Below are 25631 nucleotides of genomic sequence, written 5' to 3'. Positions count from 1 at the left end.
GCCCGGTCCGAAAGGCGACCCGGAAGCCGACCCCGACCAGGTCCGGAGCCCGGGCGGGCGGTCCCACCAGCCATGGTAGTTTCGTTCTACCGACGCAGCCGTTGTATGCTGCTCGGGTTGCCCGATATCCATCGGGCCATCCCCCTGGCACCGCCACTCAGATCCTCCGATCCTGATCCCGGCATGCCGGGATCAACCGTAAGAGCATCTGAAGTCTTTGGAGTGACCCGTGGCTGCCAACTGCGACGTCTGTGGCAAGGGGCCGGGCTTCGGCAACAGCATCTCCCACTCGCACCGCCGTACGCCCCGTCGCTGGAACCCGAACATCCAGCGTGTGCGTGCCGTGATCAGTGGGACGCCGAAGCGCCTCAACGCCTGCACCTCGTGCATCAAGGCCGGCAAGGTCTCGCGCTGACGTAACTTCCCCAAGCTCTCGAACACACTCGAGCAGGGGATACCCCATTGCGCGGCCACCTAGCTGGTTGCTTTAAGAAGCCGGTCCCCTCGGGGACCGGCTTCTTTTTATGCCCAAGTCCGCGCGTTTATGCCCAAGTCCGCGCGGTGCGGGCGCAGGCCCGCACCGCGCCTCACGACTCGATCTCGCCCCCGGCGAACCCGTCGTCACCGTCCCCGAAGTGGTCCCAGCCGCCCTGGTTCGTCCAGGGCGCCCCGTCCACGGTCACCCGGGACAGCGCCGAGGGGCCCAGCACCTCGCCGATCACCTTCCAGCGCGCGGGCAGCTTCACGGACGGCGGGAAGGTGGCCACGATCGCGTGGTCCTCTCCCCCGCTCAGCACCCATTGCAGCGGATCGACGCCGACGGCCTGGCCGATGTCGCTCATCTGCGAGGGCACATCCACCTGCCCCGACTTGATGTCGATACGGACCTTGCTCGACTCGGCGATGTGGCCCAGGTCGGCGATCAGCCCGTCGCTCACGTCGCACATGGCGGTGGCGCCGAGCCCGGCCGCCGCGGGACCCGCGTGGTACGGCGGTTCGGGGCGGCGGTGCGCCTCCACGAAGGCGCGGGGCGAACGGAAACCGCGCGAGAGCACCGCATATCCGGCCGCGGACCAGCCCAGCCAGCCGGTCACGGCCACGACGTCGCCGGGCTGCGCGCCGGCCCGGGTCACCGGTTCGTGGCCCTGCATGTCGCCGAGCGCGGTGATCGCCACGGTGATCGTGTCGCCGCGCACGACATCACCACCGACCACGGCGGCGCCCGCCACCTGGCACTCGTCGCGCAACCCGTCCATCAGCTCCGACGGCCAGGACGCGGGCAGTTCGGCGGGCACCACGAGGCCGAGGAGCAGCGCCGTCGGCACGGCGCCCATGGCCGCGATGTCGGCGAGGTTCTGCGCCGCGGCCTTGCGCCCGACGTCGTACGCGGTGGACCAGTCGCGCCGGAAGTGCCGGTTCTCCAGCAGGACGTCCGTGCTGGCGACGACCCTGCGGTCCGGCGCGGCGATCACGGCGGCGTCGTCGCCGGGACCGATGCGTACGGCCGGGGTGGTGGTGAGCCGGGAGGTCAACTCCCGGATGAGGCCGAACTCCCCCAACTCGCCGACGGTGCCCTTCATGCGCGTACTGCCCTTTCTGCCCTGGTTCGCTGCCGCCCGCCAGGGCCGTATGCCCCGGCCCGCTTGCGGTCGCGGGCCGTCTCTGTCATGGGTACCGTTCTTGTCACGGGCCTGCCTTCCACGTCCGTCGGACACCACAGCCGCCACCGGGTCTCCCCGCGACGAGCGGTGACGCGATAACGTGGCGTCCCTTCTCCCACATGATCCTCGTGATGATCCTCGTGGCCGCCCTGGAGGTTCCGTGGTACAGGCGTACATCCTGATCCAGACCGAAGTAGGCAAGGCGTCGACCGTCGCCGAGCTGATCGGGAAGATTCCAGGAGTGATCCAGGCCGAGGACGTCACCGGCCCCTACGACGTGATCGTGCGCGCGCAGGCGGACACGGTCGACGAACTGGGTCGCATGGTGGTCGCCAAGGTCCAGCAAGTGGACGGCATCACGCGCACTCTGACCTGCCCGGTCGTCCACCTGTAGTCCCCGTCTACGCTGTGCCGGTGAAGTCATATCGTCACCGGATCCGGCACGGCCGGCTGAGCCGCCTGTCCATCGCGGTGCCCTCGCTCTCCTTGCTGATCGCCGCCGCGGGCTGCGCTTCGACGGACGAGGCGCCAAAGGCGGCGGTTCCCACTCCGGACGCGAAGGCCGCCAAGCTGTGCCGGAACCTGGACAAGGTCCTGCCGGAGAAGGTCGACGGACTCGAGCGCAACGATCCCGAACCGGGCTCGGAGCTCACCGCGGCGTGGGGAAGCCCCGCGATCATACTGCGCTGCGGCGTGCCGTGGCCCGACGCGGCGTTGAAGACGAGCAGCAACACGGCGACGATCGACGGCGTCGGCTGGGTCGCCGACGAACTCGACGGCGGCGCGCAGCGCATGACGACGGGCGGACGCCTCGCCTACGTAGAGGTGACGATCCCCAAGGACGAGGTCACCAAGAACGGGGCGGGCTCCCTCGTCGACCTGGCGGGCCCCATCAAGAAGGCGATCCCCAAGGGGATCGCCGACTAGAGGGCTTGTCATGGGAGGGGCGGTCTACCGCAGTCCGGTCGACCGTCGCAGTGCCGCCTGGATGAGCCGGTCCACGAGTTCCGGGTACTCGACCCCGGTCTCCTGCCACATCCGCGGGTACATGGAGATCGGCGTGAAGCCCGGCAGCGTGTTGATCTCGTTGATGACGAACTCGCCTTCCTCGTCGAGGAAGAAGTCCGCCCGCACGAGCCCCTCGCAGGACATCGCCTCGAAGGCGTCGACGGCGAGCCGGCGGACCTCGGCGGTCTGCTCCTCGCTCAGCGGCGCGGGCACGATGCCGGCGGCGGAGTCGATGTACTTCGCCTCGAAGTCGTAGAAGGCGTGGGAGTCGGCCGGCGGGATCTCGGCCGGGACGGAGGCACGCGGCCCGTCCTCGAACTCCAGGACCCCGCACTCGATCTCGCGCCCGACGATGCCGGCCTCGACGATCACCTTCGGGTCGTGCTCACGGGCGGTCTCGATCGCCTCGTCGAGCCCGTCGAAGGAATCGACCTTCGTGATACCGATCGACGAACCCGCGCGCGCGGGCTTGATGAACAGCGGCCAGCCGTGGTCCCCGACGAAGTCGGCGACGCGGCGGCGGGCGCCTTCCTGATCCCGCTCCCACTCGCGGGGGCGGATCACCAAGTAGGGCCCCACCTTCAGTCCGAAGGACGTGAAGATGCGCTTCATGTACTCCTTGTCCTGGCCGACGGCCGAGGAGAGCACACCGCAGCCGACGTACGGGGTTCCGGAGAGGTCCAGGAGGCCCTGGATGGTGCCGTCCTCGCCGTACGGGCCGTGCAGTACGGGGAAGACGACGTCGACCTCGCCGAGGGCCTTGGGGACGGATCCCGGCTCGTTGTAGACGACTTCGCGGGACATCGGGTCGACCGGGAGGACCACGCCGCCCTCGGACGACTCGGCGAGATCGGCGACGTCCGGCACCTGGCGGTCGGTGATGGCCATCCGCTCCGGATCGTCCGTCGTCAGCGCCCAACGCCCCTCACGTGTGATGCCGACCGGCAGCACGTCGTACTTGGAGCGGTCGATGGCGCGCAGCACGGCGCCCGCCGTGACCACGGAGACGCCGTGCTCGGAGCTGCGGCCACCGAAGACGACGGCCACACGCGGCTTGGGCCCACCTGCGGTGGACGCAGGGCTCTGGGGGAGGTTCTCGCTGCTCATATCGCGTTGAGCGTACCTGCTGGTAGTACAAGAGTCAGCGCCCCCAGAGCCTGGGGCCTGTCGTCAAACTCCCGTCGTCGCCCGCCGGGCAGGCGGGAGTTTGACGACAGGCCCCAGCTGTGCCGCCGACTCAAAGAGAGGCTCTCAGCGTCGTTCCGGCTTGGCGGAGCGCGACATGAGCTCCTTCACCGCGACGACCGGGGCCTTGCCCTCGTGGACGATCGCGACGACGGTCTCCGTGATCGGCATGTCGACGTCGTGGCGGCGCGCCAGATCCAGCACCGATTCGCAGGACTTGACGCCCTCGGCGGTCTGCTTGGTGACCGCGATGGTCTCCTGAAGGGTCATGCCCTTGCCGAGGTTCGTGCCGAAGGTGTGGTTGCGCGACAGCGGCGAGGAGCAGGTGGCCACGAGGTCGCCGAGGCCCGCGAGCCCGGAGAACGTCAGCGGGTCGGCGCCCATGGCGAGCCCGAGCCGCGTCGTCTCCGCGAGCCCGCGCGTGATGAGCGAGCCCTTCGTGTTGTCGCCGAGCCCCATGCCGTCCGCGATGCCGACGGCGAGCCCGATGACGTTCTTGACCGCGCCGCCCAACTCGCAGCCGATCACGTCGGTGTTCGTGTACGGCCTGAAGTACGGGGTGTGGCTGGCGACTTGGAGGCGCCGGGCCACGGACTCGTCGCGGCAGGCGACGACCGCGGCGGCGGGCTGCCGGGCGGCGATCTCGCGCGCGAGGTTGGGCCCGGTGACGATCGCAATGCGGTCCTCGCCGACCTTCGTGACGTCCTCGATGACCTCGCTCATGCGCATCGCCGAACCGAGCTCGACACCCTTCATGAGCGAGACGAGAACGGTGTCGGGAGCAAGCAGCGGGGCCCACTCCCCCAGGTTCTGGCGCAGCGTCTGCGAGGGCACGGCGAGCACCGTGAAGTCGGCGTCCGCCGCGGCCTCGGCCGGGTCGGAGGTCGCCCGCACGTTCTCCGGGAGTTCCATACCGGGCAGGTAATCCGGGTTCGTACGCGTGGAGTTGACGGCCTCGGCGAGTTCGGCGCGGCGGGCCCAGAGGGTGACGTCGCAGCCCGCGTCCGCGAGCACCATCGCGAATGCGGTGCCCCAGGAGCCGGTGCCGAAGACGGCGGCCTTCACGGGTCGGGTCACTTGCTGCTCTCCTCGCTCGTGCCGCTCACTACTGAACTGCCGCTCTCCGCCTGCGACTTGCCGTTGGCCGCCTGCGCCTTGCGGCGCTGCTGGATGCGGGCCTCGCGGGGGTCGTAACGCTTCTGCGGGGCCTTCTCGCCGCGCAGCACCTCCACCTCGGCGGTGATCGCGGCCATGATGACATCGGTCACCTCCTTGAGGAGGTCGGGCGTGATCTCTCTGTCGTAGTACGCGGAGAGGTCGACCGGGGCGCCGGCGAGCACGTGGTGCGTCTTGCGCGGGAAGAAGTGCGGCTTCTTGGAGTACGGCGCGAGCGCTTCGGTGGCGCCCCACTGGCCGACCGGAATCACCGGGCACTTGGTCTGCAGAGCCACGCGCGCGACACCCGTCTTACCGGTCATCGGCCACAATTGGGGGTCGCGGGTGAGCGTTCCTTCCGGATAGAAGGCGACGCACTCACCGCGCTCCACCGCGTCGATCGCGGCACGGAAGGCGCTCAGCGCGTTCGTGGACTCGCGATAGACCGGAATCTGTCCCGTACCGCGCATCGCGGCGCCCACGAACCCCTTCCTGAAGAGGCCGTGCTTGGCGAGGAAACGCGGGACCCGTCCCGTGTTGTACTGAAAGTGGGCGTAGAGGAACGGATCCAGATGCGAATTATGGTTGACCGCGGTGATAAAGCCTCCGTCGGCCGGAATGTTCTCCATTCCACGCCAGTCCCGCTTGAACAGAACCACCAGCGGTGGTTTGCAGAGGACCGCGGCGAAGCGGTACCAGAAGCCGATTCTGCGGCGGGACACTCGGACACCTTCCTCTAGGGGGGCCAGGGCCGCACAAGTCTCGCCCCGGCCCACCGGCCTGTCGAGAACACCGTACGCCCGCGCAGACAGCCGCACCTCATGCACAGGTCACAATGGGCGCGTGCAGTGGACCCTGGTGATACCGCTGAAACCGCTGGTGCGGGCCAAGAGCAGACTGGCCCCGACGGCGGGAGACGCCCTGCGCCCAGGCCTCGCCCTGGCGTTCGCCCAGGACACCGTGGCCGCGGCGGGGGCCTGTGCGGCCGTGCGGGATGTGGTGGTCGTCACGGACGATCCCCGCGCGGAGCGCGAACTGACGGCCCTGGGCGCCCACGTGGTCCCCGACCCCCCGCAGGCGGGCCTCAACGCGGCGCTGGCGCACGGAGCGGCGTTCGTGCGCTCCGCACGCCGGACCGCCGCCATAGCCGCTCTGAACGCCGATCTGCCGGCTCTGCGGCCCTCCGAATTGGCCCGCGTTCTCTCGACGGCCGCCGCATTCCCCCGCGCATTTCTGCCCGATGCCGCCGGAATCGGCACAACACTCTTGTCCGCGGGCCCCGGCACGGAATTGCTGCCCGCATTCGGCGGGGCGTCGCGCGCCCGCCACACGGCGTCCGGCGCCGCGGAACTCCCCCTCGAAGGCGTCCACTCCGTACGCCAGGACGTCGACACCGGCGAGGACCTGCGGGCGGCGCTCGCCCTCGGCGTGGGCCCGCACACCGCGAGGGCCGCAGCGGGGCTCCTGATCCCGGACTGAGTACGCTGCCCGTATGCAGGCCACCGCGTACACGTACGACCCCGAAACCCGTGCCGGCAGCGTCCTCCTGGACGACGGCACGCCCGTCCCCTTCGACGCCGCCGCCTTCGACGCGGGCGGCCTGCGGCTGCTGCGCCCCGGGCAGCGGGTGCGTATCGAGGTGCAGGACACCGAAGGCGCGGCCGACGCGCGGCAGATCACTCTGGTGACCCTGCAGACTTTCTGAAAACCCCGTGGGGCCAGGTGAGGCCCCCTGGACACACCGCGGGCCGGTCTCCCCGAAGGGAGCCCGGCCCGACGCGTGAGCAACCTTGTGGCTACGCCCGAGAAGCGACTTACTTCTTGCGAGCGGTGGCCTTCTTGGCGGTGGTCTTGCGCGCCGTCGACTTCTTGGCGGGCGCCTTCTTGGCCGTGGCCTTCGTGGCGGGCGCCGTCTTCTTGGCGGTCGCCTTCTTCGCCGGGGCCGCCTTCTTGGCGGTGGTCTTCTTCGCCGTGGCCTTCTTGGCCGTGGCGGCCTTCTTCGCCGGAGTCGCCTTCTTGGCCGGCGTCGCCTTCTTGGCGGTGGTCTTCTTCGCCGTGGCCTTCTTGGCCGTGGCGGCCTTCTTCGCCGGAGTCGCCTTCTTCGCGGCGGCCTTCTTGGCGGTGGTCGCCTTCTTGGCGGCGGCCTTCTTGACCGTCGCCGAAGCGCCGCCGCTCAGGCTGCCCTTGGGCGCCTTCTTGACCGCGACGTCGTTCTTCGGGAGCTTCTTCGAACCCGCGACGAGGTCCTTGAAGCCCTGGCCCGCACGGAAGCGCGGCACCGACGTCTTCTTGACCCGGACACGCTCCCCAGTCTGCGGGTTGCGGGCGTAGCGGGCCGGGCGGTCGACCTTCTCGAACGAGCCGAAGCCCGTCACCGAGACGCGGTCACCGCTGACCACGGAACGGACGATGGCGTCGAGTACGGCGTCGACCGCGTCAGCGGCCTGCTGACGGCCACCGACCTTGTCGGCAATGGTTTCTACGAGCTGCGCCTTGTTCACGTCTTCCCCTTCGGAGACATTGCCGGAACGAATCTCTTTCGCACCGGCTTTTTCGCACGTTAGGCAGATATATACCGCAAATCAAACGCGAAACGGGCTAATCACCCTTGTGCCGCAACGAACTGGACAGTCTCAGAGTTCCTCTTCAGTGATGGAGCCCTCTTCGAAGTCGTCGAGGTCCGCCATGAATCGCTCCAGACGCCTTGCCGCACCGGCGAGATCGTGTTTGGCCGCGGCCGTGACGGCCAGCAGCTTCCGGGTCAGCGCCATCCGTACGCCCTCCGGGACTTGCAGTGTGCGCACTCTGGCGTGCGCTTCCTTGAGTTGGTCCGCGACCGCCGCGTACAGCTGGAGTTGGCCGTCGTGTTCCATGCACAGATTGTGCCATCTGGGGCGAGTTGTCGCCTCCGCAGGGTGCAACTCCCGCCCCAGAAGGCCCTTCTGGAGCCTCGCACGAGCCGCTCGCCCAGAGTGCCACCGACACACGCGTACCCCTGGAACACCCTTGATATTCAAGGGAGTTGAGGGCCCCCGACACCCCCTCCCGCGGCGCCCGGAAGGGGCTCGGGAGCCGGACACAGAAGTACCCCCAACCGGTGCACGATTGGGGGTACGGGGCCCTGTGGATGTGGCCTGAATAAGCCTTGCTCGGCTACGGATCCGTTCGGGATCCGCGGGAAGCCGGTCGGCTCAGAGCTGGACCGTCTGCGGCTTGAAGGCCGGACGCTTCGCCTCGAAGGTGGCGATGTCCTCCTCGTTCCGCAGCGTGATGCTGATGTCGTCGAGCCCGTTGAGCAGACGCCAGCGGGAGTTCTCGTCCAGTTCGAAGGACGCCGTGACGCCCTCGGCCCGAACTTCGCGCTCCTGAAGGTCGACCGTGATCTCGGCCTGCGGGTCGTTCTCCACGAGCGCCATCAGCGCGTCCACGACCTTCTGGTCCAGGACGACGGTCAGCAGACCGTTCTTGAGGGAGTTGCCGCGGAAGATGTCCGCGAAGCGGGAGGAGATGACGGCCTTGAAGCCGTAGTTCTGCAGGGCCCAGACGGCGTGCTCACGGGACGAGCCGGTGCCGAAGTCGGGACCGGCCACCAGGACGGTGGCGCCCTCGCGCTCCGGCTTGTTGAGCACGAACTCGGAGTCCTTGCGCCAGGCCTCGAAGAGACCGTCCTCGAACCCGTCCCGCGTCACCTTCTTGAGCCAGTGGGCGGGGATGATCTGGTCGGTGTCGACGTTGCTGCGGCGCAGCGGGACGGCCCGGCCGGTGTGCGTGGTGAATGCTTCCATGACTCTCAGACTCCAGCGGCGACAGGGGTGTCGGACAGGTCGGCCGGCGAGGCCAGGTGGCCCAGAACGGCGGTGGCCGCGGCGACCTGGGGCGAGACCAGGTGCGTACGGCCGCCCTTGCCCTGCCGGCCCTCGAAGTTGCGGTTGGACGTGGACGCGGAGCGCTCGCCGGGAGCGAGTTGGTCCGGGTTCATGCCCAGGCACATGGAGCAGCCCGCGTAGCGCCACTCGGCACCCGCCTCCTTGAAGACCTTGTCCAGGCCCTCCTCGACGGCCTGCAGGCCCACACGCGCGGAGCCGGGGACGACCAGCATCCGTACGCCGTCGGCGATTTTGCGGTCCTTGAGGATCTCGGCGACGGCCCGCAGGTCCTCCATGCGGCCGTTGGTGCACGAACCTACGAAGACGGTGTCGACCTTGACGTCGCGCAGCGCCTGCCCGGCCTCCAACCCCATGTACTCCAGGGCCTTTTCGGCGGCGAACCGCTCCGAAGCGTCTTCGTACGAAGCCGGGTCGGGGATGTTCGCCGAAAGGGGCGCTCCCTGACCGGGGTTGGTGCCCCAGGTGACGAACGGGGCCAGTTCCTCGGCCTTGATGAAGACCTCGGCGTCGAAGACGGCGTCGTCGTCCGTCTTCAGCGTCTTCCAGTACTCCACCGCGGCGTCCCAGTCGGCGCCCTGCGGGGCGTGCGGACGGCCCTCCAGGTACGTGAAGGTGGTCTCGTCGGGGGCGACCATGCCCGCGCGGGCACCGGCCTCGATGGACATGTTGCAGATGGTCATCCGCGCTTCCATCGACAGCTTCTCGATGGCCGAGCCGCGGTACTCCAGGATGTAGCCCTGGCCGCCGCCGGTGCCGATCTTCGCGATGATGGCGAGGATCAGGTCCTTGGCGGTGACGCCGTCGGGCAGTTCGCCGTCGACGGTGATCGCCATCGTCTTCGGGCGCCACATCGGCAGCGTCTGCGTGGCCAGCACGTGCTCGACCTGCGAGGTGCCGATGCCGAACGCCAGGCCGCCGAAGGCGCCGTGCGTCGAGGTGTGCGAGTCGCCACAGACGACGGTGGTGCCGGGCTGCGTGAGGCCCAGCTGCGGGCCGACCACGTGCACGACGCCCTGCTCGACGTCGCCCAGGGAGTGCAGGCGGACCCCGAACTCGGCCGCGTTCTTGCGCAGTGTCTCCAGCTGCACGCGCGAGACCGGGTCGGCGATCGGCTTGTCGATGTCGAGGGTCGGGGTGTTGTGGTCCTCGGTGGCGATGGTGAGGTCGGTGCGCCGCACCTGACGACCCGCCTGACGGAGGCCGTCGAAGGCCTGCGGGCTGGTCACCTCGTGCAGCAGGTGCAGATCGATGAAGAGGAGGTCGGGCTCGCCCTCGGCGCGCCGGACGACGTGGTCGTCCCAGACCTTCTCCGCGAGTGTGCTACCCATCGCTTTCCCTCCGGCCGGCTTCAGGTGCGCCGGCCCAACTAGAGATTCGGATCGCCGTCGCTCGTACCCCTCGTACCGGACGTCGGCCACCGGTCCCGTTGGTCCGCGGGCCGGTGTCCGTACAGAGTGGCAAGTTCCACGGGAAATTGAACTTGCGTTTCACAGAGTGAGACGGGAGTATCGACGCATGGACAACAGTAGCGGCGTCGGCGTTCTGGACAAGGCAGCCCTTGTCCTGGGCGCTCTGGAGTCCGGACCCGCGACCCTCGCAGGCCTTGTCGCGGCCACCGGACTGGCAAGACCCACAGCCCACCGCCTTGCGGTGGCCCTGGAGCACCACCGCATGGTGGCGCGTGACATGCAGGGCCGTTTCATTCTCGGCCCGCGCCTGTCGGAACTCTCGGCGGCGGCCGGCGAGGACCGCCTCCTCGCGACGGCCGGCCCGGTGCTCACGCACCTGCGGGACGTCACGGGCGAGAGCGCCCAGCTCTATCGCCGCCAGGGCGACATGCGCATCTGCGTCGCCGCGGCGGAGCGGCTCTCCGGGCTGCGGGACACGGTCCCGGTGGGCTCCACGCTCACGATGAAGGCGGGCTCCTCCGCGCAGATCCTGATGGCCTGGGAGGAGCCGGAGCGTCTGCACCGCGGCCTCCAGGGCGCCCGCTTCACGGCGACGGCCCTTTCGGGCGTCAGGCGCCGAGGCTGGGCCCAGTCGATCGGCGAGCGGGAGCCGGGCGTCGCGTCCGTCTCCGCGCCCGTCCGCGGCCCTTCGAACCGCGTGGTGGCGGCCGTGTCCGTCTCCGGCCCCATCGAGCGTCTGACGCGCCACCCGGGCCGGATGCACGCCCAGGCGATCATCGACGCCGCGGGGCGCCTCTCCGAGGCTCTGCGCCGCACCGGCTGACCCACAACTCCCTTTACGTTCCCGCCAGTTCCCGGCCGGTCGCTCCAACGCCGCAGCGACCGGCCGGACTTGTACGCTCCCGGGTTCAACTGCCGCACCCGCACACGCACCTGTCACCGCGCACGAAAAAGACCCTTCCCGGCTTCGGGAAGGGTCTGATCGTTCGCGAGTACCCCCGACCGGATTCGAACCGGCGCTACCGCCTTGAGAGGGCGGCGTGCTAGGCCGCTACACAACGGGGGCCTTGACCACTTGCGTGATCGAGCTGGTCTACCAGGACTCGAACCTAGAATGACGGTACCAGAAACCGTAGTGTTGCCAATTACACCATAGACCACTGAAGTTCAAGGCTTGTGACCTGCGAACTCAATGCGTACCCCCGACCGGATTCGAACCGGCGCTACCGCCTTGAGAGGGCGGCGTGCTAGGCCGCTACACAACGGGGGCCCCAGCAAGTCCCGGACTGGCCGGAACAGTACCCCCGACCGGATTCGAACCGGCGCTACCGCCTTGAGAGGGCGGCGTGCTAGGCCGCTACACAACGGGGGCTTTGTGGATGCCATATCCACGGTTGCAGATGAGCTCTGCGAGCTGGCCTACCAGGACTCGAACCTAGACTAACGGAACCAGAAACCGTCGTGCTGCCAATTACACCATAGGCCACCGAAACGCAACCCCCGAGGGGATCTTGCTTGGCTTGCGCTTCCGGGGGGTCCAGCCTTTCGGCCCGCTCCCCTTGGCGCAGAAAGAACATTACCCGAAGGTGGACTGCGCTCCAAAACGGGTATCCCCGGCCAACAGCCCAGGCAGTTGCCCGAGCCCCGTGATGCGTACGAGTTCGGGTCTGCCGCCCAGTTCCGTGCGGTCGAGCCAGATTCCGCTCAGGCCCGCGTCGACGGCTCCGCGGGCGTCCGTGTCCGGCTGATCACCGACGTAGGCGATCTCGTGCGGCTCCAGGGAAAGCTCCTCGCAGACGGCGTGGAAGGCAGCCGCTTCGGGCTTGGCGACGCCGAGTTCGGCGGCGCAGAGGACGGCCTCGAAGCGGTCGCGCACGCCGAGGACGCGCAGCTTGCGGTCCTGGTTGTGCAGCGAGGAGTTGGACAGCACGGCGTGCCGGTAGCCGCCGGCGAGGGTGTCGAGGGCCGGGACGGTGTCGGGGAAGAGACTCCACGCGGCCTCGTAGTGACCGAGATAGCGGGCGAACCAGCCGTCGGCCTCGTCGGCCTCCATGGCACGCCCCACGAAGCCGCGCACGCGGTCCCTGCGCTGCCCCTCCCAGTCGGCCTCCCCCGCCTCGAACCGGGCCCAGTGCTCCCGCGTCGCGGCACGCCAGCGCACGAGGGCCTCCTCGACACTCCCGTAGCCGTCGAGCAGCCCCTCCGCGGCGAGGTGGGCGCGCATGCCGACGGTGTCCGCCGTCGCGTAGTCGAAGAGGGTGTCGTCGATGTCCCAGACGATGGCTCGGATAGACATACGACGACCGTAATCGCGAAAGACCCGGAAGCGGTCCGCTTCCGGGTCTTTCAGGGGCCTACGCGCGCGTGCTTACGCGGTGAGCTTCGCCAGGGCCGCGTCAATGCGGGCGAAGGTCGTCTCCTTGCCCAGGATCTCGAGGGACTCGAAGAGAGGCAGGCCGACCGTGCGGCCCGTGACGGCCACCCGGACCGGGGCCTGGGCCTTGCCGAGCTTGAGGCCGTGGGCCTCGCCGGCGGCCAGGACGGCCTCCTTGAGGGACTCGGGCGAGTTCCAGTCGGCCGCGTCCAGCTTCTCGCGGGCCGTGACGAGGAGGGCGTCCGAGCCTTCCTTCATGGCCTTCGTCCAGCTCGCCTCGTCGAAGGCCGGCTCGGCGAGGAAGAGGAAGTCCACGTTGTCCGTGATCTCGGAGAGGACCTTGAGGCGGGTCTGGGCGTGGGGGGCGATCGCCGCCCACTTCGCCTCGTCGAAGTCCTCCGGGGCCCACGGCGCGAAGGGGGCCTTCAGCCACGGGGCGCAGCGCTCCGCGAACTCCTTCGGGTCGAGCAGGCGGATGTGGTCGCCGTTGATCGACTCGCACTTCTTGAGGTCGAAGCGCGCCGGGTTCGGCTGGACGTCCTTGACGTCGAAGGCCGCGACCATCTCCTCGACGGAGAAGATGTCGCGGTCCGCGGAGAGGGACCAGCCGAGCAGCGAGAGGTAGTTGAGCAGGCCCTCCGGGAGGAAGCCGCGCTCGCGGTAGAGGTTGAGCGAGGACTGCGGGTCGCGCTTCGAGAGCTTCTTGTTGCCCTCGCCCATGACGTACGGCAGGTGCCCGAACTCGGGCACCAGCTTGGCGATCCCCAGGTCCTTGAGCGCCCAGTAGAGGGCGACCTGGCGCGGGGTGGAGGAGAGCAGGTCCTCGCCGCGCAGGACGTGGGTGATCTCCATCAGCGCGTCGTCGACCGGGTTGACGAGCGTGTAGAGCGGCGCGCCGTTGGCACGGACGATGCCGTAGTCCGGGACGTTCTCCGGCTCGTAGCTGATCTCGCCGCGGACCAGGTCGTTGAACGTGATCCGTTCGTCGGGCATCCGGAAGCGGATGACGGGCTTGCGGCCCTCCGCCTCGTACGCGGCCTTCTGCTCGGCGGTGAGGTCGCGGCAGTGGCCGTCGTAGCCGGAGGGCTTGCCTGCGGCGCGGGCCGCGTCGCGGCGCTCGTCCAGCTCCTCGGTGGAGCAGTAGCAGGGGTACGCCCGGCCGGCCTCGACGAGCTTGTCGGCGACGTCCTTGTAGATGTCCATCCGCTCGGACTGCCGGTACGGCGCGTGCGGGCCGCCGACCTCGGGGCCCTCGTCCCAGTCGAAGCCGAGCCAGCGCATCGCGTCGAGGAGCTGCTCGTACGACTCCTCGCTGTCGCGGGCCGCGTCGGTGTCCTCGATGCGGAAGACCAGGGTGCCCTGGTTGTGGCGCGCGAAGGCCCAGTTGAACAGGGCGGTGCGGACCAGGCCCACGTGGGGGTTACCGGTGGGCGAGGGGCAGAAACGGACACGTACGGAGGAGGAGGGGACGGGTGCGCTAGCCACGCTTGACAACCTTGTTGGTGAGAGTGCCGATGCCTTCGATGCTGACGGCGACCTCGTCGCCGACGCTGAGCGGGCCGACCCCTTCCGGGGTGCCCGTGAGGATGACGTCGCCGGGGAGCAGCGTCATGGCCTCGGAAATGTTGACGATCAGGTCCTCGATGGACGTGATCATCTGCGACGTACGGCCGAGCTGTCGCTGCTGCCCGTTGACCGTGCACTGGATGGTGAGGTCGGAGGCCTGCTCCAGGGACAGGTCGGTCTCGACCCAGGGGCCCAGCGGGCAGGACGTGTCGAAGCCCTTCGCCCGCGCCCACTGCTTCTCGCGCTTCTGTACGTCGCGGGCCGTCACGTCGTTGGCGGCCGTGTAGCCGAAGACGACGTCCTTCACGCGCTCGCGCGGGACCTCGCGGCACATCCGGCCGATGACGACGGCGAGCTCCGCCTCGTGGTGCAGCTCCTCGGAGAAGCCGGGGTACTGGATCTCGGCGTCCGGGCCGATCACCGACGTCGACGGCTTGAAGAAGGCGAAGGGGGTGTCCGGGACCTCGTTCCCCAGCTCCTTCGCGTGCTCCGCGTAGTTGCGGCCGAAGGCGATCACCTTGTTCGGGAGCACGGGGGGCAGCAGCCGGACCTTGCTGACCGGGACCTTCGTACCGGAGAGCTCGTAGTCCGCGAACGGGATGCCCTTGATGATGTCGAGGACGAGCTCGTCTGGCTTGTCGCCCTCGACCGCGCCGAAGGCGACGTTCCCGTCGATGGAGAATCTGGCGATGCGCACGGTCTGCTGCGCCCCTTTTTCTGGCGTTGATCCGGGTGGGGTGTGACCGACCCAGGCTAACGCGGTGGGGCTGCCGCCGTCGCTGCGGTTGTGAGGGCCTGACCCAAACGACAGGCCCTACGCCACGGGGGCGGTCTCGGGTGCCACCATCAGGATCGTGCGCTTCGGGTTGGCCGTGTTCGTGGGCAGCGATGCCGCGTGTTCCGGTACGGCCGGTGCGGCCTGGATCTCGTCGGCGTCCGCGAGGTGCGCCAGCGTCGTGCGCCGCGGGTTGGCAATGTTCTGGAACATCATCGTCTTCGTCATGAGTGTGCTCGGGAACCTTCTCCGTAGTCTGGTGTGCCATCCCTTTTAAACGTCAGGCTAAACATCTGATTCCCGCCGAAAGCCGGGAAGTTACGACCCCCGGCATGTGAGTTTGCTCACGGGGTACATCGCAAATAGGGCACTTCGGTCCGCCAACTCCCGCCCACGAAACGGACATTACCCGACTGAAGCCACTATTCCGCTCCCGATCGCGGCGACCGGGACACCCCCCAGGCGTACGCGGAAAGTCCGGTAATGACCGGGTTGGTGCAGGTCGAGTTCTACGTCCCGTGACCCTCCTCTTACGTCGCGTCACGCAGGGTGTGACAGCCACCTCGGGCCTTGTTGGAGATCCTGCACTGTGCTGGAATCGCGTGGACCGCCGCAGGTAGACAACCGGCGCGCACGGGCGCAGCGCAGCGCCGAGCAGCGGCGGAGAGGGGATCCAGCGCCGGTCACTCACGACCACAGGGGGACGTTTCAGGTCGTCCCCCGAACGACGCCGACACCGTCTTGTCCGTGCATACGGGCGGGGCGCCTGGTCCAGAGGTTGCGACGCTAGTGCAGGGACGTAAGAACAGGGATGGCAGCGCTGCGGCGGAGCCGGAGCCGCGCGGCGGGACCGGCCCGACAGCCGGCGGCACCCGGCCCCCGCACGCCCAAAACCCGGGACGCACCGCGTCCGTCGACACCTCCGATGGCGACGGCAAGGGCGCCTCGGCACCTCCGTCCTCGGCGAGGCCCAAGGTCCCCACGGGACCCGGTTCGCGGATGGCGCTGCGCAACTGGCGCATCTCGACGCGTCTCGTCTCGCTGCTCGCGCTTCCCGTGGTCGCGGCCACCTCGCTGGGCGCGCTGCGTATCTCCGAGTCGCTGAACGACATCCAGCAGCTCGAGAACATGAAGCTGCTGACCGAGATGACCAAGCACGCCACCGAGCTGGCCACGGCGCTCCAGGAGGAGCGCGACCAGGCGGCGGGCCCGCTGTCGAGCGGCTCCTCGACGAGCGACTTCAACGTCAAGTCGACGCGTGAGAAGACCGACCGCGCCCAGGACACGTTCCTGCAGAGCACCACCGAGATCAAGGCCGAAGGCGAGACCGGCAGCCTCAACGGTGTGCGAGAGCACGCGGTACAGATCGCCCACGAGCTGATCAACCTCAACAAGATCCGGCAGGGCGCGTACGAGGACAAGTCGAACTCCTCGCAGACCGTCGACTCCTACGCCCGCATCGTCGACGAGCTGCTCTCCCTGTCCACGGACATGGCGCAGGCGACCAGCAGCCCCGAGATGATCCAGCGCACGCGCGCCCTCTCGGCCTTCTCCTCCGCCAAGGAGTACGCCTCCGAGCAGCGCGCCATCATCGCGGCCGGTCTGCCGCCCAACAGCGCCCGGTTCGGCAAGCTCTCGGAGACCGACCGGCAGTACGGTCTCGCGGCCGCCGAGAACCAGGAGTCGCAGCTCCAGTCCTTCAAGGCCGTCTACGGCGCCGTGGCCGCGCAGGAGCTGCTGAAGCCGATCGAGGAGAACAACTCCACGATCAAGGCCGCCGACACCTACGCGAACCGTGTGCTGCAGAAGTCCGACGGCATCAAGTCGCAGGACAAGCGCTCGTACAAGGACTGGGTCGACGCGGACACCACGCGCATCCAGGAAATGTCCAAGATCGAGCTGACGCTGCTCAACCAGATGGAGCAGCAGGCCCGCGAGCTGCGCAACGCGTCCGAGCGCTCGGCCATCATCAACGGTGCGCTGATCCTGCTCGTGCTCGGCGTCTCGCTCGTCGGCGCCTTCGTCGTGGCCCGGTCCATGATCCGCTCGCTGCGCCGGCTCCAGGACACCGCGACCCAGGTCGCCCAGGACCGCCTGCCCGAGCTGGTCAGGGAGCTGTCCGAGTCCGACCCGCAGGACATCGACACGTCCGTGGAGTCGGTCGGCGTGCACTCGCGCGACGAGATCGGCAAGGTGGCCGCGGCCTTCGACGACGTGCACCGCGAGGCCGTGCGTCTCGCCGCCGAGCAGGCCCTCCTGCGAGGCAACGTCAACGCGATGTTCACCAACCTGTCGCGCCGGTCCCAGGGTCTTATCCAGCGCCAGCTCTCGCTCATCTCCGAGCTGGAGTCCCGCGAGGCCGACCCGGACCAGCTGTCGTCGCTGTTCAAGCTCGACCACCTCGCGACCCGTATGCGCCGTAACGGCGAGAACCTGCTCGTTCTCGCCGGTGAGGAGCCCGGTCGCCGCTGGACGCGGCCCGTGCCGCTCGTCGACGTGCTGCGTGCCGCCGCGTCCGAGGTGGAGCAGTACGAGCGCATCGAGCTGGCCGCCGTGCCCGCGACCGAGGTCGCCGGACGCGTCGTCAACGACCTCGTGCACCTGCTCGCCGAGCTGCTCGAGAACGCGACCTCGTTCTCCTCGCCGCAGACCAAGGTCAAGGTCACCGGTCACGCGCTGCCCGACGGCCGGGTGCTGGTCGAGATCCACGACACCGGCATCGGCCTCTCCCCCGAGGACCTCGCCGCGATCAACGAGCGGCTCGCCGCGCCGCCCACCGTGGACGTCTCCGTCTCCCGCCGCATGGGTCTGTTCGTGGTCGGCCGCCTGTCGCAGCGCCACGGCATCCGTATCCAGCTCCGCCCCTCCGACTCCGGTGGTACGACCGCGCTGGTCATGCTCCCCGTGGATGTCGCGCAGGGCGGCAAGAAGCCTTCCGGCAAGGGCGGCCCCGGTGGTTCCGGTGGTCCGGCCGCCGCGCAGGCCGCGGCCGGTGTCGCCGCGGCGCGGCGCGGCCAGGCGCCCGGCAACGCCGGTGGCCCGCCCGGCCTCCTCGGTGGCGGCTCCGGTGCGCCCGGCGGGCGGCCGCAGGTCGGCGCCGGTACGGGTGGGCCGCGTGCGGCGCTGCCCGGGCGCGGTGGCCCGCAGGCGCCGGCCGGTGCCGGTGCGGCGGGCGGTCCTTCGGGTCCCGCCGGTCTTGCCGGCCCCGCTGCCTCCTCCGGCCCCTCCGGTCCCTCCGCTCCCGACGCCTTCGGCAAGGGGCAGGCCCCCGGCGGTCCCGTGCCGCCGCAGCAGCGCACCCACAGCGACCCGAACGAGCCGCGGGGCCGGCGCCCGGTGCTGCCGCCGCGCGGTGGCCCGCGCGCCGAGCTGCCGGGCGGCAACCCGCAGCCCCGTACGCCGAGTTGGAGCGACGAGAACGCGCAGCCGAACCTGGACGCTCCGCGCGGTCACGACGAGCCGGACTCCACGGCCCGCTTCCCGCGCGTCCGCGACGACCGCCAGGGTCCGCCCCGGCAGGGCGGCCACGGCCCGGCGCAGGACTCCGGCCAGTTCGTCCGCTCGGACGTGTTCGGCCCGCGTGACGGCAACGCCGGCGGCCCCGACGCGGCGAACGGCTTCCGGGACGGCGGCCTCACGGACCGCCAGGACCCGTCCATCACCGGCCAGTTCGGCCGGCAGGGCGACCCGTCGGCCGCCGGCAGGCCCCAGCACGCGCAGGACTCGGGCACCGCCCAGTTCCCGCGCGTCCAGGACCCGGCGAACGCCGGACTGTTCAACCCGGCACAGGGCGACCCGTCGGCCACTGGTCAGTACAACCAGCAGCAGGGCGACCCCTCCGCAGCCGGCCGGTACGCGCAGCAGCAGAACCCGTCGGACAGCGGCGGCTTCCCCCGCCCGCAGAACCCCTCGTCCGGCACGGGCCAGTACAACCGCCCCCCGAGCGACCCGGCGAACACCGGCCAGTTCAGCCCGCCGCAGGGCGGCCCGTCGGCCACCGGCCAGTTCCAGAACCCGCAGGAGCCGTCGGGCACCGACCGGTTCCCGCGCGTCCAGGACCCGGCGAACGCCGGTCTGTTCAACCCGGCACAGGGCGCCCCGGCCAACACCGGCCAGTACAACCGCCCGCCGAACGACCTGGCGAACACCGGCCAGTACGCGCAGCCCCAGGGCCGCTCGGACACCGGCCAGTTCGAGTTCACGCCCCCGAAGCCGCCTCAGCGCAACGGCGCTCAGGACCAGGGCATCCCGGCGCAGCCCTCGCAGGAGGACTTCCTGCCGCCGGGCGACGCGTCGGGCGGGGACGGCCGTACGCCGCTGTACGACACGCTGGAGACGAACTGGTTCCACGGCCAGAACAGCCAGGGCCAGCCCCAGGCTCAGTCTCAGCCCCAGGGCCAGGGCCAGAACGGTCGGAACCAGAACGGCCAGGGCCGCGGCCAGGGCATGCAGTCGCCGGGCGGACGCCCCGAGCAGGGTCTCCCGCAGCGGCCGCAGGCACAGGCACAGGCCCCCTCCGCCGCACCCGCAGCACGCCCCGCCGCGTCGCCCGACCCGGCCGAGGCCAACTGGCGGCAGTCCCCCAACGACGACCTGATGCGTCAGGCCGAGCGGGTGCGCAAGCCCGCCGCGGGTGGCGTCACCCACTCCGGTCTGCCTCGCCGTGTGCCGAGGGCGAACCTTGTGGCGGGAACCGCCCAGGAGCAGCAGACTCAGACCGGTCCTCAGGTCTCGCGCGCACCCGATGAGGTGCGCGGTCGGCTGACCAATCTCCGTCGGGGCATCCAGCAGGGGCGGCAGGCCGGCAACACCGGCAGCTACCCCCGCCCCACTCACCAGCAGGAGCGTTAGTTGAGCCAGATGAGCCAGGCGGCACAGAACCTGAACTGGTTGATCACGAACTTCGTGGACAACACACCGGGTGTCTCGCACACGGTCGTGGTGTCCGCGGACGGGCTGCTGCTCGCGATGTCCGAGGGGTTCCCGCGCGACCGCGCGGACCAGTTGGCGGCCGTGGCGTCGGGGCTCACCTCGCTCACGGCCGGCGCGTCCCGGATCTTCGAGGGCGGCCCGGTGAATCAGACGGTCGTGGAGATGGAGCGCGGCTTTCTCTTCCTCATGTCCATCTCGGACGGCTCGTCGCTCGCCGTACTGGCGCACCCCGACTGCGACATCGGCCTCGTCGGCTACGAGATGGCGCTGATGGTCGACCGGGCGGGCTCCGTGCTCACCCCCGACCTGCGGGCCGAGCTCCAGGGCAGCCTGCTGCACTGAGGCCCGTAACGGCCGGTAACCCCGGCCGCTTCGCAGTCTGCTTCATCGGCATCCCAGGAATCCAGTCAGCGCACGCAATCCGCACACCCGTTGTTCCGCCGTCACAATCCCCCCACCGGCCCACCCTCAGACGGCAGGCCCCCGCACTTGTCGTCCCGCCCGGAGGATCCATGACCCCGCCCACCGACTCACACGACCCGTACGGTGCCACCGCCCACGCCGGGTACGGCTTCGAGGGCGACCAGCCCCTGGTCCGCCCCTACGCGATGACCGGTGGCCGGACCCGTCCGCGTTACCAGCTCGCCATCGAGGCGCTGGTGAGCACGACGGCCGACCCCGCGGCCCTGATGACGCTGCTGCCGGAGCACCAGCGCATCTGCCACCTGTGCCGCGAGGTGAAGTCGGTGGCCGAGGTCTCGGCGCTCCTTTCGATGCCGCTCGGCGTGGCCCGGATCCTCGTCGCGGACCTGGCCGAGGCCGGGCTCGTCGCCATTCACCAGCCGGGCGGCGACGAGGCCAACGGCGGTGCGCCGGACGTGACTCTGCTCGAAAGGGTGCTCAGTGGACTTCGCAAGCTCTGACGGTTCCGTGGGGACCGCCCGCGCGACCACCTCGGCGAAGATCGTGGTGGCGGGCGGCTTCGGCGTCGGCAAGACCACGTTCGTCGGGGCGGTCTCCGAGATCAACCCGCTGCGCACCGAGGCCGTGATGACCTCGGCGAGCGCCGGGATCGACGACCTGACGCACACCGGAGGCAAGACGACCACGACGGTCGCCATGGACTTCGGCCGCATCACGCTCGACCAGGACCTGATCCTGTACCTCTTCGGTACGCCGGGCCAGGACCGCTTCTGGTTCATGTGGGACGACCTGGTGCGCGGCGCGATCGGCGCCGTCGTCCTCGTCGACACCCGCCGCCTCGCCGACTGCTTCCCGGCCGTGGACTACTTCGAGAACTCCGGCCTGCCCTTCGTCATCGCCCTCAACGGCTTCGACGGGCACCAGCCGTACACCCCCGACGAGGTCCGCGAGGCCCTGCAGATCGGCCCCGACACCCCGATCATCACCACCGACGCCCGGCACCGCGCCGACGCGAAGAGCGGCCTGATCACGCTGGTGGAGCACGCGCTCATGGCCCGCCTGAAGTAGCCCCGGCCGACCGCCGACAGCAGCCGACAGCAGCCGCCTGTCAGAAACGGTCGGATACCGGTCAGTAAGTGGCTGGATCCGTACGACAGTTGCCGTAGCCCCTTCGGCGACCTCTGTGGCCTTTGACACGCCGGGCCGTGGTGTTCATAACGTTTCGAAAGAGAATTCCCAGGGCGCCGACACACGTCGCGCACAGCCGGTTCCCCTGCGCTCACAAGAGCCCCGCCTTTTGGCGGGGCTCGCTCTTTATGACCGTTTTATCTGGGGTACGTGTCACCCGGAGCTTCCGCTTCCGACTGTTTGGAAGTGCGCCTCCTGACGTGCTGGAATGCGCTGAACTGCCCAGTAGGAATGGGCCTGGAGACATACAGCGGCACAACGTAGGTGCCGACGCCGAGAGGTTGTTGGTCGAGTGAGGCGAAGCAAGAACAGTCCCGAGCCGGTCTCGGCGCGGGGCAACTTCACCCCGCCCCCGCGCGAAGCGGCGCGGACCGCACCGGCGGCCGAAGCACCGGCGCCGGCACCGTCGGGCGGTCGCCTGTCGCCCCGTAACTGGCGTGTACCCACCAAGCTGAACGCCATCCTCCTCATACCCGTGGTCGTGGGCCTCGTCATGGGTGGCTTCCAGGTGTCGAACTCGATCGACACCTGGCAGGAGGCCGAGGACGCCGAGAGCACCGCACGCCTCGTGCAGGCCTCGCTGACGTACGGCAACCGCCTCATCGAGGAGCGCGACACCACCGCCGCACCCCTCCTCCAGGGCAAGAAGAGCGACCCCAAGGTCGCCGAGACCCGCCAGGCCACGGACGCCGCCGCCGAGAAGTTCCACGCCGCGGCCGCGAACATGCCGCAGAAGGAAGGCCTCCAGCGCCGCCTCGCGCAGTTCACCAAGGTCGAGCCCGGCCTGAAGAAGCTGCGGGCAGCCGCGTACACCTCCAAGCTCTCCGGCGTGCAGACCGAAGAGGGCTACGTCGCCATCCAGCACCCGCTGATGGAGTTCGCCAACGAGCTCGGCCTCGGCACCGGCAACATCACCAGCTACGGCCGCACCGTCTACGCGATCTCGCTGACCAAGGCGGCGCTCTCGCTGGAGCGGTCCATCGGCATGCACCTCCTGGTGAAGCCGGGCCCCGGCGCCACGAACCTGAGCCGCCAGCGCACCGCGCTCGGCAGCTACGCCTACCTCGAGAACATCGCCATCGAGGAGTACAAGGGCGGTGGTACGGCCGAGGACCTCCAGAAGCTGGAGGCCACGATCAAGAAGCTGAAGTCCGACGGCGCCAAGCAGGCCGCCGCGACCAAGGCCAAGGATCCCTCATACGTCCCGCCGCCCGAGAACACCAAGATGGTCGCCGCCGTGGTGGCCATGCCGAGCACCCAGCCCAGCGCCCGGCTCGCGCTCGCCCAGAAGGGCGTCACGCCCGAGAACTGGTGGGCGGTCAACACCGCGAAGTTCGACGCCTATCGCACGATCGAGTCGAATTTGGCGGACAAGGCCGTGACCGAGGCCTCCGGCATCGCCGCCGACGCCAGGCGCGAAGCGATCATCATCGGCGCCGCCGTCGTGATCGCCCTGCTCGTCGCCGTCCTGATCGCGGGGCAGATGGCCCGGCAGATGTCCCGCTCGATGCGCCGGCTGCGCTCCGCCGCCTTCGACGTGGCCGAGCAGCGCCTGCCGATGCTCGTCGACCAGCTCTCGCGCACCGAGCCGGGCCGGGTCGACACCCGCGTACAGCCGATCCCGATCGTCACGACCGACGAGATCGGTGAGGTCGCCCGCGCCTTCGACCAGGTGCACCGCGAGGCCGTCCGGCTCGCCGCCGAGCAGGCACTGCTCCGTGGCAACATCAACGCGATCTTCACCAACTTGTCGCGCCGCAACCAGTCGCTGATCGAGGGCCAGCTGACCCTCATCACCGACCTGGAGAACAACGAGGCCGACCCGGACCAGTTGGAGCAGCTGTTCCGCCTGGACCACCTCGCGACCCGTATGCGCCGCAACGGCGAGAACCTCCTGGTGCTCGCCGGCGAGGAGCCGGGCCGCCGCTGGGACCAGCCGGTGCCGCTGGTGGACGTGCTGCGCGCCGCCTCCTCCGAGGTGGAGCAGTACGAGCGCATCGAGCTGGCCGGCGTCCCCGAGGCCGAGATCCACGGCCGCGCGGTCACCGACCTCGTGCACCTGCTCGCCGAGCTCCTGGAGAACGCGACGACGTTCTCCTCCCCGCAGACCAAGGTCCGCGTCACCGCGACCCGTCTCCCGGACGGCCGCGTCATGATCGAGATCCACGACAAGGGCATCGGCCTCACCGCCGAGGACTTCGCGGACATCAATCACAAGCTGGCCAACCCGCCGACGGTGGACGCCGCGATCTCCCAGCGCATGGGCCTGTTCGTGGTCGGCCGGCTCTCCGACCGGCACGGCATCCGCGTGCAGCTGCGCCCCTCGGGCGAGCAGGCGGGCACGACGTCGCTCGTCATGCTGCCCGAGGTGATCACGCACGGTGGTGGCGGCGGGGTCCTGGAGGACACCGAGTTCACCGTCTCGACGATGATCCCCGAGCAGGCCGCCTTCGAGCACACCCCGCTGCGCACGGCCGCCGAGCTCGGCTTCGACGACAGCCGTTACGACGTCCCGGACGACGCCCGCGAGTTGGACCCTGTCGGCCGCTCCCTCATGCGTGAGGAGCGCCGTGCCGCCCTGGAGGCGCAGCAGCAGGACCCCGACGAGGCCGGGCAGGAACGCCCGCTGTTCCGCGACGAGTTCCAGCCACAGCAGCCGCAGCAGGACCGTCCGCCCTTCGCGGAGCAGAACGCGTACGACACCCGGCAGGCCCCGTACGACAACCGTCGGCAATTCGCCTACGACGATCCGCAGCCGGGCGTCTACGACGAACCGCAGGGTGGCTACGACGAGCGGCAGTTCGGCTACGACGGCCGGCAGCAGGGCGGTTTCGACGGATTCGTCCCCGTGCAGCCCACTCACGACAACGGGCAGCCGGACGGATTCGCCTCCGGGTACCCCACGCAGGACGGCTATGCGGAAGCCCCGCGGGAGTCGTACAACCCCTTCGAGCCGTCCCCGCCGCGGGCCGACTGGCAGGCTCAGGACGCCTTCCGGGAGCCCTACCAGGCCGATTTCCAGGGCCCGTTCGGCCCCGAAGCGGAATCCGCTCCGGGCACTGCCGCGGCGGACCAGGAACGCGTAGGCTTCGACGGGCACGGTGCCACCCCCTCGGCGGACACGACCGGACCGGCCCCCTCCGCACCCCACGCGCTGACCGACGCCGGTCTGCCGCGACGCGGCGGTGGCGGCGCCCCGCAGGAGCCCGCACCGACCCCCGAGCAGGCCCCCGAGACCCACTCCGACGAGGACACTTCCTGGCGCTCGGCCAACGACGCCCGGTGGGAGCGCGCGGAGCAGCTCAAGAAGCCGAAGGCGGGCGGAGTCACCGCGTCCGGGCTGCCGCGCCGGGTACCCAAGGCCAACCTGGTCGAGGGCACGGCGGAGTCCACGCCGCAGGGCGGCCCACAGGTCTCCCGCGCCCCCGAGGACGTCCGGGGCAGGCTCAGCAACCTGCGTCGCGGCGTACAGCGGGGTCGCAACGAGGGCAGCAGTGATACGAACGGCCAGGCCACTAGGAATCAGCACAGTGGTCCTGACAGCACCTACAACCAGGAGCGTTAGTGTGAGCCCGATGAGCCAGGCGGCACAGAACCTGAACTGGTTGATCACCAACTTCGTGGACAACACCCCCGGTGTGTCCCACACGGTGGTGGTCTCCGCCGACGGACTCCTTCTGGCGATGTCCGAAGGGTTCCCCCGCGACCGCGCCGACCAGTTGGCGGCCGTCGCATCGGGTCTGACCTCGTTGACCGCGGGCGCCTCCCGCATCTTCGAAGGCGGCCCTGTGAACCAGACAGTTGTGGAGATGGAGCGAGGATTCCTCTTCATCATGTCCATCTCCGACGGCTCTTCTCTCGCCGTCCTTGCACACCCCGAGGCGGACATTGGCCTCGTTGGGTACGAGATGGCCCTTCTTGTCGACCGGGCAGGCACGGTTCTCACGCCGGACCTGCGAGCGGAGCTTCAGGGAAGCCTTCTCAACTAACAGACAGGCAGTGCGTATTCGTGTCCCGGGGCCGTAAGGTTTCGGGACGCGGCTCCACAGTGATGGTGCCCAGCGCAGT

General features: G+C 69.6%; 24 protein-coding genes and 5 tRNA genes. 12 read left to right on the top strand and 17 right to left on the bottom strand.

All coding sequences use genetic code 11. The features are described 5' to 3' along the window. Window positions 1–229 precede the first annotated feature (229 nt). Window positions 230–415 carry a 50S ribosomal protein L28 gene (rpmB, locus tag ACWD2L_RS09320; protein ID WP_266714523.1) on the top strand — a complete coding sequence of 62 codons (186 nt, stop codon included), beginning with the start codon at window positions 230–232 and terminating at the stop codon, window positions 413–415. A 172-nt stretch (window positions 416–587) separates the two neighbouring features. On the opposite strand, the gene ACWD2L_RS09315 is transcribed toward rpmB, so the two are convergent. Then, window positions 588–1580, bottom strand: coding sequence for a thiamine-phosphate kinase (locus tag ACWD2L_RS09315; RefSeq protein WP_351341384.1), 993 nt, complete (start codon window positions 1578–1580; stop codon window positions 588–590). A 241-nt stretch (window positions 1581–1821) separates the two neighbouring features. Here ACWD2L_RS09315 and ACWD2L_RS09310 point away from each other — a divergent pair, with 241 nt between their 5' ends. Beyond that, window positions 1822–2055 (top strand): Lrp/AsnC family transcriptional regulator, encoded by a 234-nt coding sequence (locus tag ACWD2L_RS09310; RefSeq protein WP_016642988.1) that lies wholly within the window; start codon window positions 1822–1824, stop codon window positions 2053–2055. A gap of 20 nt (window positions 2056–2075) precedes the next feature. Continuing rightward, window positions 2076–2588 (top strand): DUF3515 domain-containing protein, encoded by a 513-nt coding sequence (locus ACWD2L_RS09305; RefSeq protein ID WP_351341381.1) that lies wholly within the window; start codon window positions 2076–2078, stop codon window positions 2586–2588. Window positions 2589–2612: 24 nt separating this feature from the next. Here ACWD2L_RS09305 and ACWD2L_RS09300 read toward each other — a convergent pair whose 3' ends face one another. From ACWD2L_RS09300 to ACWD2L_RS09290, 3 genes are all read right to left on the bottom strand, one after another. Continuing rightward, complete coding sequence (locus tag ACWD2L_RS09300) at window positions 2613–3776, bottom strand: D-alanine--D-alanine ligase family protein (RefSeq protein ID WP_351341378.1); 1164 nt, start codon at window positions 3774–3776, stop codon at window positions 2613–2615. Window positions 3777–3920: 144 nt separating this feature from the next. After that, a complete protein-coding gene (locus ACWD2L_RS09295; protein ID WP_351341375.1) occupies window positions 3921–4931 on the bottom strand; it encodes an NAD(P)H-dependent glycerol-3-phosphate dehydrogenase in 1011 nt (336 codons plus the stop codon). Further along, a complete protein-coding gene (locus ACWD2L_RS09290) occupies window positions 4928–5731 on the bottom strand; it encodes a lysophospholipid acyltransferase family protein (protein ID WP_351341372.1) in 804 nt (267 codons plus the stop codon). Before ACWD2L_RS09290 ends, ACWD2L_RS09295 begins: the two co-directional genes overlap by 4 nt. Window positions 5732–5852: 121 nt before the next feature. Between ACWD2L_RS09290 and cofC the strand changes: the two genes are divergently transcribed. Together cofC and ACWD2L_RS09280 are read left to right on the top strand one after the other, a co-directional pair. Beyond that, window positions 5853–6488: a 2-phospho-L-lactate guanylyltransferase gene (gene cofC / locus ACWD2L_RS09285; protein WP_351341369.1), complete on the top strand. Its 636-nt coding sequence runs from the start codon at window positions 5853–5855 to the stop codon at window positions 6486–6488. A gap of 13 nt (window positions 6489–6501) precedes the next feature. After that, window positions 6502–6714, top strand: a complete 213-nt coding sequence (locus ACWD2L_RS09280) for a hypothetical protein (protein ID WP_351341366.1) — start codon at window positions 6502–6504, stop codon at window positions 6712–6714. A 109-nt stretch (window positions 6715–6823) separates the two neighbouring features. Here the strand turns inward: ACWD2L_RS09280 and ACWD2L_RS09275 are convergent, their stop codons facing one another. From ACWD2L_RS09275 to leuC, 4 genes are all read right to left on the bottom strand, one after another. Further along, window positions 6824–7510, bottom strand: coding sequence for an HU family DNA-binding protein (locus ACWD2L_RS09275; protein WP_351341363.1), 687 nt, complete (start codon window positions 7508–7510; stop codon window positions 6824–6826). A gap of 132 nt (window positions 7511–7642) precedes the next feature. Next, complete coding sequence (locus tag ACWD2L_RS09270; protein ID WP_266714505.1) at window positions 7643–7882, bottom strand: SCO5555 family protein; 240 nt, start codon at window positions 7880–7882, stop codon at window positions 7643–7645. A gap of 318 nt (window positions 7883–8200) precedes the next feature. Continuing rightward, window positions 8201–8794, bottom strand: coding sequence for a 3-isopropylmalate dehydratase small subunit (gene leuD / locus ACWD2L_RS09265; RefSeq protein WP_351341359.1), 594 nt, complete (start codon window positions 8792–8794; stop codon window positions 8201–8203). 5 nt (window positions 8795–8799) lie between these two features. Next, on the bottom strand, window positions 8800–10224 hold the full coding sequence (gene leuC, locus ACWD2L_RS09260) for a 3-isopropylmalate dehydratase large subunit (RefSeq protein ID WP_351341356.1): 1425 nt from the start codon (window positions 10222–10224) through the stop codon (window positions 8800–8802). A 187-nt stretch (window positions 10225–10411) separates the two neighbouring features. Here leuC and ndgR point away from each other — a divergent pair, with 187 nt between their 5' ends. Then, window positions 10412–11128: an IclR family transcriptional regulator NdgR gene (gene ndgR, locus ACWD2L_RS09255; protein ID WP_351341353.1), complete on the top strand. Its 717-nt coding sequence runs from the start codon at window positions 10412–10414 to the stop codon at window positions 11126–11128. A 170-nt stretch (window positions 11129–11298) separates the two neighbouring features. Here ndgR and ACWD2L_RS09250 read toward each other — a convergent pair. From ACWD2L_RS09250 to ACWD2L_RS09210, 9 genes are all read right to left on the bottom strand, one after another. Beyond that, window positions 11299–11371, bottom strand: a tRNA-Glu gene (locus tag ACWD2L_RS09250). A 22-nt stretch (window positions 11372–11393) separates the two neighbouring features. Next, window positions 11394–11465: transfer RNA gene (locus tag ACWD2L_RS09245), tRNA-Gln, on the bottom strand. A gap of 37 nt (window positions 11466–11502) precedes the next feature. Then, window positions 11503–11575: transfer RNA gene (locus ACWD2L_RS09240), tRNA-Glu, on the bottom strand. 29 nt (window positions 11576–11604) lie between these two features. Further along, window positions 11605–11677, bottom strand: a tRNA-Glu gene (locus ACWD2L_RS09235). Between the two features lie 42 nt (window positions 11678–11719). Then, a tRNA-Gln gene (locus ACWD2L_RS09230) sits at window positions 11720–11791 on the bottom strand. Window positions 11792–11881: 90 nt separating this feature from the next. Then, on the bottom strand, window positions 11882–12601 hold the full coding sequence (locus tag ACWD2L_RS09225) for an HAD family hydrolase (RefSeq protein WP_351341350.1): 720 nt from the start codon (window positions 12599–12601) through the stop codon (window positions 11882–11884). A gap of 72 nt (window positions 12602–12673) precedes the next feature. Then, window positions 12674–14173 (bottom strand): glutamate--tRNA ligase, encoded by a 1500-nt coding sequence (gltX, locus tag ACWD2L_RS09220; RefSeq protein ID WP_351341347.1) that lies wholly within the window; start codon window positions 14171–14173, stop codon window positions 12674–12676. Next, on the bottom strand, window positions 14157–14942 hold the full coding sequence (locus ACWD2L_RS09215) for a fumarylacetoacetate hydrolase family protein (protein WP_351341344.1): 786 nt from the start codon (window positions 14940–14942) through the stop codon (window positions 14157–14159). Before ACWD2L_RS09215 ends, gltX begins: the two co-directional genes overlap by 17 nt. 117 nt (window positions 14943–15059) lie before the next feature. Next, the gene (locus tag ACWD2L_RS09210; protein WP_351341341.1) at window positions 15060–15248 is read right to left on the bottom strand and encodes a hypothetical protein; all 189 of its coding nucleotides are present in this window, start codon (window positions 15246–15248) and stop codon (window positions 15060–15062) included. Between the two features lie 561 nt (window positions 15249–15809). Here ACWD2L_RS09210 and ACWD2L_RS09205 point away from each other — a divergent pair. From ACWD2L_RS09205 to ACWD2L_RS09180, 6 genes are all read left to right on the top strand, one after another. Continuing rightward, on the top strand, window positions 15810–19871 hold the full coding sequence (locus tag ACWD2L_RS09205) for a sensor histidine kinase (RefSeq protein ID WP_351341338.1): 4062 nt from the start codon (window positions 15810–15812) through the stop codon (window positions 19869–19871). 9 nt (window positions 19872–19880) lie between these two features. Next, complete coding sequence (locus ACWD2L_RS09200; protein WP_266718905.1) at window positions 19881–20294, top strand: roadblock/LC7 domain-containing protein; 414 nt, start codon at window positions 19881–19883, stop codon at window positions 20292–20294. A gap of 170 nt (window positions 20295–20464) precedes the next feature. Further along, the gene (locus tag ACWD2L_RS09195) at window positions 20465–20875 is read left to right on the top strand and encodes a DUF742 domain-containing protein (protein ID WP_328632288.1); all 411 of its coding nucleotides are present in this window, start codon (window positions 20465–20467) and stop codon (window positions 20873–20875) included. Continuing rightward, the gene (locus ACWD2L_RS09190; RefSeq protein ID WP_351341334.1) at window positions 20856–21443 is read left to right on the top strand and encodes a GTP-binding protein; all 588 of its coding nucleotides are present in this window, start codon (window positions 20856–20858) and stop codon (window positions 21441–21443) included. The genes ACWD2L_RS09195 and ACWD2L_RS09190 overlap by 20 nt, the downstream gene beginning before the upstream one ends. A 412-nt stretch (window positions 21444–21855) precedes the next feature. After that, entirely contained in the window at window positions 21856–25128 is a 3273-nt protein-coding gene (locus ACWD2L_RS09185) for a sensor histidine kinase (RefSeq protein WP_351341331.1), read from the top strand. Window positions 25129–25138: 10 nt separating this feature from the next. After that, window positions 25139–25552: a roadblock/LC7 domain-containing protein gene (locus tag ACWD2L_RS09180; protein WP_266714481.1), complete on the top strand. Its 414-nt coding sequence runs from the start codon at window positions 25139–25141 to the stop codon at window positions 25550–25552. Window positions 25553–25631 lie beyond the last annotated feature (79 nt).

This window comes from Streptomyces sp. NPDC002754, assembly GCF_053592315.1.
The sequence above is the reverse complement of the archived record's forward strand: the minus strand, read 5'-3'. Positions and strand labels throughout refer to the sequence as shown.

Bases quoted from the DNA above. Each gene is read 5' to 3' on its own strand.
- leuC (WP_351341356.1), bottom strand. From the start codon at position 10,224: ATGGGTAGCACACTCGCGGAGAAGGTCTGGGACGACCACGTCGTCCGG.
- ACWD2L_RS09225 (WP_351341350.1), bottom strand. From the start codon at position 12,601: ATGTCTATCCGAGCCATCGTCTGGGACATCGACGACACCCTCTTCGAC.
- ACWD2L_RS09270 (WP_266714505.1), bottom strand. From the start codon at position 7,882: ATGGAACACGACGGCCAACTCCAGCTGTACGCGGCGGTCGCGGACCAA.
- leuD (WP_351341359.1), bottom strand. From the start codon at position 8,794: ATGGAAGCATTCACCACGCACACCGGCCGGGCCGTCCCGCTGCGCCGC.
- ACWD2L_RS09210 (WP_351341341.1), bottom strand. From the start codon at position 15,248: ATGACGAAGACGATGATGTTCCAGAACATTGCCAACCCGCGGCGCACG.
- ndgR (WP_351341353.1), top strand. From the start codon at position 10,412: ATGGACAACAGTAGCGGCGTCGGCGTTCTGGACAAGGCAGCCCTTGTC.
- ACWD2L_RS09195 (WP_328632288.1), top strand. From the start codon at position 20,465: ATGACCCCGCCCACCGACTCACACGACCCGTACGGTGCCACCGCCCAC.
- ACWD2L_RS09300 (WP_351341378.1), bottom strand. From the start codon at position 3,776: ATGAGCAGCGAGAACCTCCCCCAGAGCCCTGCGTCCACCGCAGGTGGG.
- ACWD2L_RS09180 (WP_266714481.1), top strand. From the start codon at position 25,139: ATGAGCCAGGCGGCACAGAACCTGAACTGGTTGATCACCAACTTCGTG.
- ACWD2L_RS09280 (WP_351341366.1), top strand. From the start codon at position 6,502: ATGCAGGCCACCGCGTACACGTACGACCCCGAAACCCGTGCCGGCAGC.
- ACWD2L_RS09315 (WP_351341384.1), bottom strand. From the start codon at position 1,580: ATGAAGGGCACCGTCGGCGAGTTGGGGGAGTTCGGCCTCATCCGGGAG.
- ACWD2L_RS09200 (WP_266718905.1), top strand. From the start codon at position 19,881: ATGAGCCAGGCGGCACAGAACCTGAACTGGTTGATCACGAACTTCGTG.